General features: G+C 27.2%; 11 protein-coding genes and 1 pseudogene. 5 read left to right on the forward strand and 7 right to left on the reverse strand.

What is annotated here, in order from left to right; all coding sequences use genetic code 11:
• Window positions 1-287, forward strand: a pseudogene (locus E6A48_RS05070) (NAD-dependent epimerase/dehydratase family protein); the annotation flags it as partial.
• A gap of 3 nt (window positions 288-290) precedes the next feature.
• On the opposite strand, the gene pepT reads toward E6A48_RS05070, so the two are convergent.
• Window positions 291-1,517, reverse strand: a complete 1,227-nt coding sequence (gene pepT, locus E6A48_RS05075; RefSeq protein ID WP_219708981.1) for a peptidase T — start codon at window positions 1,515-1,517, stop codon at window positions 291-293.
• Window positions 1,518-1,631: 114 nt separating this feature from the next.
• Here pepT and E6A48_RS05080 point away from each other — a divergent pair, with 114 nt between their 5' ends.
• The gene (locus E6A48_RS05080; RefSeq protein WP_219708983.1) at window positions 1,632-2,927 is read left to right on the forward strand and encodes a hypothetical protein; all 1,296 of its coding nucleotides are present in this window, start codon (window positions 1,632-1,634) and stop codon (window positions 2,925-2,927) included.
• Here the strand turns inward: E6A48_RS05080 and E6A48_RS05085 are convergent, their stop codons facing one another.
• The 6 genes from E6A48_RS05085 to mscL all read right to left on the reverse strand — a co-directional run bounded on the left by E6A48_RS05085 (window position 2,928) and on the right by mscL (window position 9,957).
• A complete protein-coding gene (locus tag E6A48_RS05085) occupies window positions 2,928-4,541 on the reverse strand; it encodes a hypothetical protein (protein WP_219708985.1) in 1,614 nt (537 codons plus the stop codon).
• A 1-nt stretch (window position 4,542) separates the two neighbouring features.
• Window positions 4,543-5,583, reverse strand: coding sequence for a thiamine biosynthesis protein (locus E6A48_RS05090; RefSeq protein WP_219708986.1), 1,041 nt, complete (start codon window positions 5,581-5,583; stop codon window positions 4,543-4,545).
• A gap of 252 nt (window positions 5,584-5,835) precedes the next feature.
• The gene (serB, locus tag E6A48_RS05095) at window positions 5,836-6,456 is read right to left on the reverse strand and encodes a phosphoserine phosphatase SerB (RefSeq protein ID WP_219708987.1); all 621 of its coding nucleotides are present in this window, start codon (window positions 6,454-6,456) and stop codon (window positions 5,836-5,838) included.
• Between the two features lie 12 nt (window positions 6,457-6,468).
• Window positions 6,469-8,073, reverse strand: a complete 1,605-nt coding sequence (serA, locus tag E6A48_RS05100; protein WP_219708989.1) for a phosphoglycerate dehydrogenase — start codon at window positions 8,071-8,073, stop codon at window positions 6,469-6,471.
• Between the two features lie 141 nt (window positions 8,074-8,214).
• On the reverse strand, window positions 8,215-9,360 hold the full coding sequence (locus E6A48_RS05105; protein WP_219708991.1) for a pyridoxal-phosphate-dependent aminotransferase family protein: 1,146 nt from the start codon (window positions 9,358-9,360) through the stop codon (window positions 8,215-8,217).
• Between the two features lie 138 nt (window positions 9,361-9,498).
• Window positions 9,499-9,957 (reverse strand): large conductance mechanosensitive channel protein MscL, encoded by a 459-nt coding sequence (gene mscL / locus E6A48_RS05110; protein ID WP_219708992.1) that lies wholly within the window; start codon window positions 9,955-9,957, stop codon window positions 9,499-9,501.
• A gap of 311 nt (window positions 9,958-10,268) precedes the next feature.
• Between mscL and E6A48_RS05115 the strand changes: the two genes are divergently transcribed.
• From E6A48_RS05115 to E6A48_RS11955, 3 genes are all read left to right on the forward strand, one after another.
• Window positions 10,269-10,661 (forward strand): Hsp20/alpha crystallin family protein, encoded by a 393-nt coding sequence (locus tag E6A48_RS05115; protein WP_219708995.1) that lies wholly within the window; start codon window positions 10,269-10,271, stop codon window positions 10,659-10,661.
• A 35-nt stretch (window positions 10,662-10,696) separates the two neighbouring features.
• Window positions 10,697-11,089: an Hsp20/alpha crystallin family protein gene (locus E6A48_RS05120; protein ID WP_219708998.1), complete on the forward strand. Its 393-nt coding sequence runs from the start codon at window positions 10,697-10,699 to the stop codon at window positions 11,087-11,089.
• Between the two features lie 263 nt (window positions 11,090-11,352).
• On the forward strand, window positions 11,353-11,646 hold the full coding sequence (locus tag E6A48_RS11955; RefSeq protein ID WP_258018548.1) for a hypothetical protein: 294 nt from the start codon (window positions 11,353-11,355) through the stop codon (window positions 11,644-11,646).
• Window positions 11,647-11,866: the final 220 nt, after the last annotated feature.

Below are 11,866 nucleotides of genomic sequence, written 5' to 3' on the forward strand. Positions count from 1 at the left end.
ATTTTATATATGTTGAAGATATAGCTAAAATATTTTTATTTTTTATAGAAAAAAATATTTCAAATGAGATTCTAAATATTTCAACTAATAATTCTATAAATATAAATAATCTTGCAAATACTATAATCAATATATCAAAATCAAATATCAAAATAAATTATTTAGATAAAAGAGATGGTGATATAGATGATAGTATCTTAGATAATACAAAATTACTTAATTTAATGAATATAAATTTTACAACTATAGATGAAGGATTAAAAAAATTATTAAAAACTCTAATATAAATTTTATTTAGAATATATATCTATTATTTTTAATAAAACCTCTGTCATCTTCTCTAAAGATTGAACAGGAATATATTCAAATCTGCTATGGAAATTCTCTCCTCCAGCAGATAAATTAGGACAAGGAAGATTTCTAAATGATAACCTAGCCCCATCAGTGCCTCCTCTAATGGGAACTATTTTTTCTTTTATACCGCATTCATTAAAAGCCATCTTAGCATTTTCTATTAAATGCATATGTGGAAGTATTTTTTCTTTCATATTGTAGTAACTGTCTTTAATATTAATTTCAAATGTGTTTTTACCATATTTTTTATTTAAAAACTCAGAAATACTTTTTATAAACTTTTTTTTGTTTTCAAACTTTTCTCTATCATGATCTCTTATTATATATTCAAGTTTAGCATTTTCTTCATTTCCTTCTATATATGATAGATGATAAAACCCTTCATAATTTTCTGTATACTCAGGCTTTTCATTTTGAGGAAGCATATTATTAAATTCCATAGCAAGTAATATTGCATTTTTCATTTTGTTTTTAGCATAACCAGGATGAACATTAACTCCATTAACAATTACATTACAAGAAGCAGCATTAAAGTTTTCGTATTCTATTTCTCCTAGTTCTCCTCCGTCTATAGTATAAGCAAAATCAGCACCAAACCCTTCAACATTAAAATACTCTATTCCAGAACCTATTTCCTCATCTGGAGTAAATGCTATTTTTATCTCACCATGTTCTATACTCTTATCTTTCATTATAGTTTCAACCATAGTCATAATTTCAGCAATACCAGCCTTGTCATCAGCACCTAAAAGTGTTGTTCCGTCTGTTACTATTAAATCATAGCCTTTATATTTATTTAAACTAGGAAAATCTTTAACGCTAAATATTATGTTTTTTTCTTTGTTTAAAACTATATCTTTTCCATCATAATTTTTTATTATATTAGCCTTTATATCTTTGCCGCTAACATCTTCAACAGTATCCAAATGTGCAATAAAACCTATTTTTGGCTTATCTTCTTTTCCTTTAGTTGCGGCAATTTCAGCATATACAAAAGATTTATCATCAATATAAGAATTATTAACCCCTAAATCTTTTAACTCTTTTAATAAATACTCAGCAAACTCCCTCTGCCCAATAGAGCTTGGTGTTTTATTTTCATTAGCAGATGATGATGAAGTGTCAAAAGTAGTGTATTTTATAAATCTTTCATAAGCTTTCATAAATATATCCTAAAAATTAATATTTATATATTATCAAAAAAGAATAAATATTCAATATATTATTTTAATTGATATTTTAATTTGTTTATGTTATATTGACTGAATTAATAAACAATGGGTAATATTATGAAAAAATATTTGTCTTTAGTAATCATCATTTTTAATATTTTTAATACATTATACACTCAAACAACTAATAACCAAACCACAAATACAAACTCTGGTAAATATGGTGTTCTAAGTGCATCATTAGAATTGACAGCATACGGAAGAATGAGCGATTTAATAGAGCAAACAGGAAATGAAGATACATTGGGCGTACTTCTTTATGGCGATTTGCATTATATAAAAGAATACAAATATGCATCTATTGAAGCAAACATTAATGCTAGATTTTATGAACCATTATCACACAAGGCAAGATTTTATAAAGATATGTCGCCTCCTGTTTTTGACTTTTCTAAAATGAACCTATTTGTAAATTTTAAATATATTGGCATAAGGGCTGGAGTATTAGAGCCATACACAAAAAATATACCTATGACATCATACTTCCCTACTCTATTTTATTTTCACACAGTAAGCAGCAACAAAGCAACTGTATTATCAGGACCGAGAGATATGCCTATAGGTTATGAAAGTCAGCTTATACCAAGATACGACACAGGTATTATGTTAGAGTCATCATTTTATGGTGTATTTATTGGAGTTGGTATGGTTAATGGAGAAATGGGGCTTGATGCTAATTCATCTAAAGGATTAATGGCTAAAATATCATACAGCAATGATTATATAAATACAGGTGTGGCTGGAATAATTACAGAAATAGGCTCTATACCAATAAAAGAATGGGGAGATAGCATTAATGCTTTTTTCTATTTTAGAAATGGAAAAGATGGGAGATTTACTGCTGGTATAGAAGGATTTTGGTTTAGACATGGAATAAGAAGGGATAATGAATATTCTCCTGGCAATGAAAATAATAATACTCATAATTATAACGAAGGATATTATACAGATTTTTCTATTCAAACATTTAGTGGAGATAAACCTTATTATGCTATGAGCGGTTTTCTTTTCTTTGAGGCTAGAAGGTTATGGATTATAGATATCACTACACATGTTGGAGTATATGATAATAATATTTATTCAAACAGTGAAGATATTTTTCAGCCTAAATATAGAGCATTTTTAAAACTTACTTTTAATGTTACAGAAGATTTTAAAATTATGATTTCAGATACATTTACTTACGACCCTGTATATAAAAATAATTATCAATATTATGAGCTTGAAAATAGAAATCAAGTTGGTGTAATTTCATATAATGAAGAAGATGGTCATTATACTGTAGACAATGATTTTTATATAGGTTTAAGTTTCAAGTTTGGTGGAGTTTGGGGTAAATAATTAAGAAACAAAATTATCAATTTCTTTTAAAATATTTTCTCTTAAGATGTTTCTTTTTATTTTTATTTCTTTTAGAATATCTAATGCAAGAAAAGCATCTTTAAGAGATTTTCTTATTTGCCAAAAACCAGTGTCCCAAAGAGATATTTTGAATTTATCAGTATTAACTTTTTCTATATTACTGTAAAAATATTTATAAAGCTCTTTTGAAATATCAATTAAATCTTTTGCTTCTTTTGTGAGAGAAATATTTTTTAAATAATAGCATACAAATCTATTTTCTCTATCATAACTAAAAAAAACATTATTACAACAAACTTCTTTATAATCAAACGGATAAAATTGATTAATTATCTTGTAATATTGATTATTATAATAAATATTATCCATAGCAGAGGTTTGATTTGAAGTAGAAAATAAACTCCACACTACACAGTCATTTTTAAAATCATCAGAAAAACTTTTTTTTGGTATGATAAACTGGTCACTTCCATTAAGCCAATTAACTTTTACAGTTCTTCTCACAGCATGTATAATCATAGCTTTTTCAAAATTTTCTTTTGTAATAGAAAGAGAACCTGCTGAAGCCTGAGGAGCAGAAAATATTGCTGTGAGATTTTGTTTTTGTAAATCACTTCCACAGCTCATAAGTGAACCTATAAAACCATCGCATATTTTATTTCTTATGTCTTTACCATTTTCTTTTACAACTATAGCAGATGATAGAGGCACGAACGATGATGTTGTTCTTGTTCTTTTTATCCATTTATTTAATAGCTCTTCTCTAGAAACTACACTATAATTTTTTTTAGTTTTTAATTCTCCATCATCATCAAGTATATCTAGCACTATATTTTCTTTTTTTATATTAAACAATTTTGAAACTTTCCATATTATAAAACTCACAGGAAAAGGAGTTGTCTTTGAAGTGTTATCAAAATTAGAAGAAGAAAATATAAAACCATTCATAAACTTATAATTGCAAACATTGTTTCTAAACTTTTCGTTGTTGTTTGATTTTATATAATTTGTTTTAGAAAATATTGCTAAATAAATTTCTCTATCTAAAAACTCTCTGTATATTCTAAACATAAACTGTGCATAAAGCTCTCTTGAGGATTCACCTAATTTTTCAGCGTGCATAATATCTCTTATTTTGCTAATACTTACATTTTTTTTGCTTTTTGAATTTGTACCTGCAACTTGACTTGTAGCATATGGAGGATTGATAAATATTAACCATTTTAAGTTTTTATTATTTAAGTCTTTTATTAATTTTTTTGGAAGCTTTTGATAATTAAAAATATTTTCTGAAACAACTATATCATCATTCAAATAATCATATTGAAACAAACAAGCTCCTCTAAACTTTTCCTTGCAATAATTAATATCATTTTCATCTATTGTAGACATATACAAATATTTATACAATTCTTTATCCAAATAATATTCTAAATTACCCGTTCCGCATGCCATATCCCATATTCTATAATTGCCGCTTTTAAATTCAGCTATAGAAATAACATCATCAATATACTCTAAAGATTTTTTAGCAAATATCAAAGGCGTATAAAACTCACCTAAATATCTTTTTTTGGAATTATATTCATTCATATTATAATATCTGTGTAAATTGTGTCTCTTTAGATTTTTTATTATCTATCTCGATTATCTCTTTTTTATCATTAGCATAAGAAACTGTTATAGACAAAGTTTCACTATCTTCTTTAGAGAAATAACCCATTATGTTTGCAGATTTTAATACTGCTTCTTTTATATTATCAACTTCACCATAAAGCTCTAAATATCCAAAAGGTCCTTTATTATAATTTGGTCTAAATGTAATAGCGTTTTTTCTATCTCTTTTTTCTAATGCATCATTTTCATTTTCATTTCTGCCTAGTATAAGTTTAGCATTATTATCAATTCTTATATGCCTTCCTATAGCCAAATACTGCATAAGCTCCATATTAATAATCTCTCTTCCATTGTGAGAAACTAGCTCCTCGTATCTTCTTCCATAACTTTTATCAACTATAGAACAGCACCCGCCAGAAGGAATAGGATAATCATCTATACCAAACTCTTTAGCAAGCTCCATCTGTACTTGTCTGCTTCGTCCATATATATCATAAAGGTTTTCTCTGTTTATAAGCCCCTCACTTTCTGCTATTGTGATGGGAAGAAGCTTTGCAGATAATGGTCTTAAAAGTTTTCCATCAAGTCCGCTTTCTCTTATGGAATTAATTAGGTCTTGAGATTTTTGACTCATAGGTCTTTGCCCTTTAACTTCTCCTGTAGCAATAAAATCAAATCCCTCTTCTTCCATTATCTTTTTTGCAGTTTTAAGCATAAGTATATGGCAGTCCAAACAAGGATTAATAGAACTTCCATAACCATATTTTGGATTTAAAAACATATCAATATATTTATCTTTCAAAGAAACAAATCTTATTGGAATATTAAGAAAGTCAGCAGCCTTTTTAGCAGGATCATCATAATGTATATTCATAAGCTCATTTTTAATTACAGGATATTCAAGTCCAGTAACGAATCTTACAGCAAGAACATCAATATTTTCTCTTTTTAATATGGCTCCCACAAGCATACTGTCAAGCCCGCCTGAAAGAAGCAAAATAGCCTTAGCTTTTTTCATTTATATTTTACCTTTATTTAATAATTTTTCTGAGTATATATTTATTTTCTAATTTATTCAATAATAATTTATTTTGTTTAATGTATTTCTATATGTTTAATTTTAGATGTTATATTACATCAAAGATATATTGTAAAAATATAAAGTTGTAGTGTTTGCACTTTATTCAACTTTTTGCTGCGGGAAAAAGTTGAATAAAAATATAATAAAATATAGTTGTTTAAATATTTTATAAAAACTTTGAAAATATATTTAAACTTTATCTAATATAAGGGTTAAATCTTTTTTCTCTATTATAATATTTGCTTCCTTTTTTAAAACTTCTTTAGCACAAAATGCTGCCTTTTTTTTAGCATATTTAAACATGCTTAAATCATTAGCACCATCACCCACAACCAAAGTATCATCATAGGAAACATTAAGAAGCTTTTGTAATCTTACAAGCATATCTCCCTTGCTGTTTGAAAACATCATCTCGCCACCAACTTTTCCTGTAAGTATATTATTTTTTGTATGAAAGATATTTGCAAACTCTCCATCTAAATTAAGTTTTTCTACAAATAGGGTAGTTGCATTTTTAAATCCTCCAGAAAAACATACACATTTATAGCCTTTTTTGTGAAGCTCTTGAATAGTTTCTTTTGCTCCATTCATTACAGGAAGGCTATTACAAATTTCATTAACAGTTTCTAATTTTGTTCCCTTAAGCAAAGCAACCCTCATCTCTAAGCTTTCAAAAAAATCAATCTCGCCTCTCATTCCTTTTGCAGTAATTTCAGAAATCTCTTTTTCAAAATTAGTTTCTCTTGCAATAATGTCTAGAGTTTCACCGTCCATCAAAGTGGAGTCAAAATCAAAAACTGCTAATTTCATTTATATTTATCCTTATAGTGTATATCCTGAAGTAAGTTTAACATACTTTGGTTGATGAACTCCGTCTATTTTTGATATTTTTTCTATCATATTGTTATCTATCACTCTGTCAACGTTTATAGCCATTATAGACATATTACTTCCTTTTATGTTTTCTGATACATTCATAGAACCAATATTTATTCCATCACTTGATAATACAGTTGCAACTTTTGCTATCATAGCAGGCTGGTTTATATGCGGTACTATTAATATATGAGGCTGAGGTTTTATTATAACATCATAATCATTTAGCTTAACTATTCTTGCGATATTTTTAGCTATTAGAGATACAGATACATTATTAACTTCTTTGTCTGTAGTTAGTTTTACTTTTAATATGCCTGTAAATGTAGAAGGAGTTTCAGATTTTATTGTTTTTACTTCTATTCCTCTTTGCTTTGCAAGATAAGGAGCATTAACATAGTTTACATCTTGAAGCATTGAAGATAATGCCCCTTTTAATACTGCTACTTCAAGAGGCTGAATATCTAAATTAATTAACTCTCCCTGTGCTGTTATTTCAAAAGATTTAATTTTGCCTGTTGATATTTGCATTATCATTTCACCTGCATTTTCTGCTATCTTCATATAGTCTTTTACAGGCTCTAATTTTTCAGGATTAAGTGAAGGTATATTAACAGCAGATTCAGTATATCCTCCAGATAATACTTGTTTTATTTGTTTAGCAACATCTAAGGCAACATTAATTTGAGCCTCTTTTGTACTAGCACCAAGATGAGGAGTAAGTATTAAATTGTCATTTTTATATTCAACTAATGGGCAAGTTTCTATCTTTGGTTCATTAACAAAAACATCAACTGCAGCAGCTGCTATAGTGCCGTTTTCTAATGCCTGTTTTAAATCTTCTTCATTAACAAGTCCTCCTCTTGAACAATTTATAATGATAGCATTTTTTTTCATCTTGGATAAATTATCTTTGTTTATAATATTATTTGTTTCTGGAGTTTTTGGTATATGAAGAGATAAATAATCAAGTTTAGATAAAAAGTCATCTAAAGAAGTTTCGTATACGGCTCCAACTTTTTGTACAATTTCTTCTGTAGCAAATGGGTCGTATACTATAACTTTCATTCCAATAGAAAGAGCAATATGAACAACCTTTCTTCCTATTCTTCCAAAACCCATAACACCTAAAGTCTTTCCAAAAAGTTCATTTCCTGTAAACTTATCTCTGTTCCATTTAGCTTCTTTTGTAGAAACTACAGCAGGAACTATATTTCTTGATATGGCAAGCATTAAAGCAATAGTATGCTCTGATGCCGCAATAGTGTTTCCATCTGGAGAGTTTACTACTATTATTCCTTTTTCTGTAGCAGCTTCAACATCTATATTGTCAACACCAACTCCAGCACGTCCTATAATTTTTAAGTTTTTTCCAGCTTCTATTATTTTTCTTGTAACTTTTGTCTGACTTCTCACCATTAAAGCATCATATTCGTATATAATGTTAGCAAGTTCATCTTCGCTCATAGTTGGAAGAAATACTACTTCAGAAACATCTGATATTATATCCTTAACGCATTCATTTATCTTATCAGTTATCAAAACTTTCATTGTGTAATCTCCATTTAATTAATCTAATTTAAGTGTGTTATATTTTTTTAGTATTATTTTTTTAATAATAATTTTTTAGTTCTTGTTTATTATTTTGAGTGCATACTGCCACACTCTTGTTATATAAGAATTATAAAAATATTATTTATTTAGCTCTTCTATTAATTTTTTAACTCCGCTTCCAACTTCAAATTTATATCCTAATTTAATTAGACTCGCTTCCAAAGCACCAACAGCCATTATTAAATCTCTCTCGCATACAAATCCTAAAGTACCTATTCTAAATATTTTGTTTTCTAAACTTCCCTGTCCATTAGCTACAATAATATCATAATCATCTTTCAAAGTTTTTCTTATATCTGGAACAGTGATTCCTTCTGGCGGAAGTATTGAAGTGATTGCATAGCTTGCATTATTATCATCTTCTACAAAAAGTTTTAAGCCTATAGTTTTTATGGCAGCTCTTAAAGCAAGAGAAAGTTTTTTATGTCTTTTATTAACATTTTCAATTCCTTCTTCTTTAATCATTTTTAAAGATATATGAAGTGAGCTTATAAGGCTTACTGCAGGAGTAAAAGGTGTAGTATCTTTAGCTAAAGATTTTTTATGCTCTTTCCAATTAAAATAAAAACTAGGATATTTACATTGTTCATGCATTTTAAAAGCTTCTTCGCTTGCAGTTAAAAATGAAAGCCCTGGAGCTATCATAAATCCCTTTTGAGAGCCTGACAATGCAACATCAATATTCCATTCATCAGTTTTAAACTCCATAGCACATAAACTTGTTATACCATCAACTACAGATAATGCTCCATGTTTTTTTATTATAGAACATAATGTTTTTACATCATTAGCAGCACCTGTTGAAGTTTCACTATGAGTGAGTGTTACTATTTTTATGTCTTTGTTTTTATTTAAAGCTTCTTCAAGCATTTGAGGTTTAATTACTTCACCAAGAGGTACTTCTAGTTTTATAACTTCTGCTCCTCTGCTTTCTGCAATTTTTGCCCATCTTGCTCCAAAGTTTCCAATTACTAAACATAATACCTTATCGCCCTCATTAACAATATTTTCTAATGCAGCACACATTGCCCCAGTGCCACTTGCTGTGAACAAAAATACATCATTCTTAGTTTGAAACACATATTTTAAATCTTCATAAACTTCTTTTAATATATTTGAAAATTCTTTGCTTCTATGTGCCATAGGGTGTTTTGCCATTTCTATTAAGGCAGATTCTGGTACTGGTGTAGGTCCAGGTATCATCAAAAAAGTTTTATCTCTCATAGTATAATCTCCTAAAAAAATACTCTGTTATGGTATATTTAGATATTATATTACTTTATACATATTTTACAATACTGTATTTAGTAATATTTTAAATAATTTTTATATATTTATTTTTTCACTTATGAAATAAATATTTTAATTTAAATCCGATGTGCAATTTGGACATTTTATAGCTTTAATATTTATATTAGAATAACAGTAGGGGCACACTTTAATTTCTTTTTTATCTTCTTTCTTTTCTTTCGTCATTTTTTCTTGTATTTTATTTGTAGCTTTTATTATTATAAATATTGAAATAGCTGTGATTATAAAACTTATTATAGCATTAAAAAACATTCCAACACTTATAACAACAGCACCTGCATTTTTTGCTATCTCTAGTGAAGTGTATGGTCCTTGATTTTCTATTCCTTTTTTTATCACTATAAATATATTAGAAAAATCTATACCGCTAAGCATTAAGCCTATTGGAGGCATTAAAATATCTTCTACGAATGAGTTTACTATTTTACTAAAAGCAGAACCTATTATAATACCAATAGACATATCTATTACATTTCCACGCATTATGAAATTTTTAAACTCTTTGAGCATAAATTATACTCCTTAATTTTACTGTTATGTAATTATATAATATATTTAAAATTATTGTATTAGTTATGATACATTTATTTTTAAGAGTTTTATTTATAGTATTAAAAGTTTACAAGGTTGTATTTATTTGTGTATATAAATAATACATGTATAAAAATTAGTATTTAGTAGTTTGATAAAAATATATAATAAACGTATAAAAAATATACAGTTTGCTAAATAATATTTGGCATAATTCTTGCATAATATATAGTGTAGCAAAAATAAAAAATGCTACTTACTATTATTGATTGAAAAAAGGAGATTTTGTTATGTCAAGAATATTTTTACCTGCTTTACATTCTATATTAGATGATTTTGATAATTTTTATAATGAAGAAAATAGCGTTTCTAAATATAGCGATTACAAGATAGAGGAGAATGATAATAGCTATACTATAGAAATGGATATGCCTGGTGTAAGAAAAGAGGATTTGGATATTGGTATAAAAGAGAATATGCTTTCAATATATGCTGAGAGAAAGAGAATGTCAAAAACTGATGACAAAGAAGAAGTTGTTTCAAAATATGAACAAAGCTTTAATATTAGCGTGAAAGGAATAGATATTGAAAACATTTCTGCTAATTTTGAAAATGGTGTTTTAACTCTTACTCTTCCAAAGAAAGAAGAAGTTAAGTATGAGAAAAAAATAGAAATAGCTTAAAAATAAAATATAAAATAATAAAGGAGATTAGTATTATGTCAAGAATGTTTTTCCCAATGTTTAATAATAGATGTCATAGAGGAGATAGTTGTATGAGAGATTATTCTTTGTATCAAAGAAATTATAAAATATATGAAGATGATAAGGGCTATACAATAGAGATGGATATGCCTGGAGTAAAAAAATCAGATTTAGAGATTGGAGTAAAAGAGAACATACTTTCAATATATGCTGAGAGAAAGAAAGTTATAAAAAGTGAAGAGGGCGATAAAGAAGAAGTTGTTTCAAAATATGAGCAGAGCTTTAACATAAGCGATAAATCTATAGATGTTGATAATATAGCTGCTAATTTTGAAAATGGCGTATTGATTCTTACTCTTCCAAAGAAAGAAGAAGTTAAGTATGAGAAAAGAATAGAAATAGCTTAAAAAATATATTGCCTTATGAATGCATGCATTATAAATGCATGCATTTTTTATTTTAAAATAATTGAACTTTTAAAATATTTGCAGGGCTTTACCCTTAACGAAGTACACACCGTGCAGCACCCCAGTTCTTTTACCGAGTAGGTACCTTTTGGTATTGGTATAAAAGAACCAAAAGAACTGCAAGCACTTATTATCACCTTATATATTCTTGATGATTTACATATTTGGGTTATAATAGAAGTATGATTTTTTAAGAGATTTTTATGACCATACTAGACCTTAATGAAACAATATTATCCCCAAAAAATATTAAAGAATGCAAAACAGAAGCACAATTGATATCATATCTTAAATTAGATTTACTAAGTCAAGCTCTTAATAAAGGAAAAAATCTTGAATATAATACTATAACTATCACAGACGAAGAAGAAAAATACTACACTTTAAATATAGGAATTATAACTAATAATAATGTTGAAGATAAAATTCTAATTCCTTTCAGTTTAGAGAATATAATTCAATATTTTAGTACAAAAAAGAAGATAAATATGAATTAAACTATAATATTAATTTTGAAAATATTATAATTTCTTGTGGGCTATGCATTCAAAATGTTAACTTTAATGGTTCAGTATATTTTCGCAATACTACTTTGCAATTAAATGTTGGGTTTTATAATTCTAATTTTAATAAACTATTAGTATTTTTACATTCTAATTTTTATAAAATGCAACGATTAGAGTTTGATAATATTGAATTTAATAATATGTTATCATT

Source organism: Brachyspira pilosicoli (genome assembly GCF_019402445.1).
GTDB lineage: Bacteria > Spirochaetota > Brachyspiria > Brachyspirales > Brachyspiraceae > Brachyspira > Brachyspira pilosicoli_B.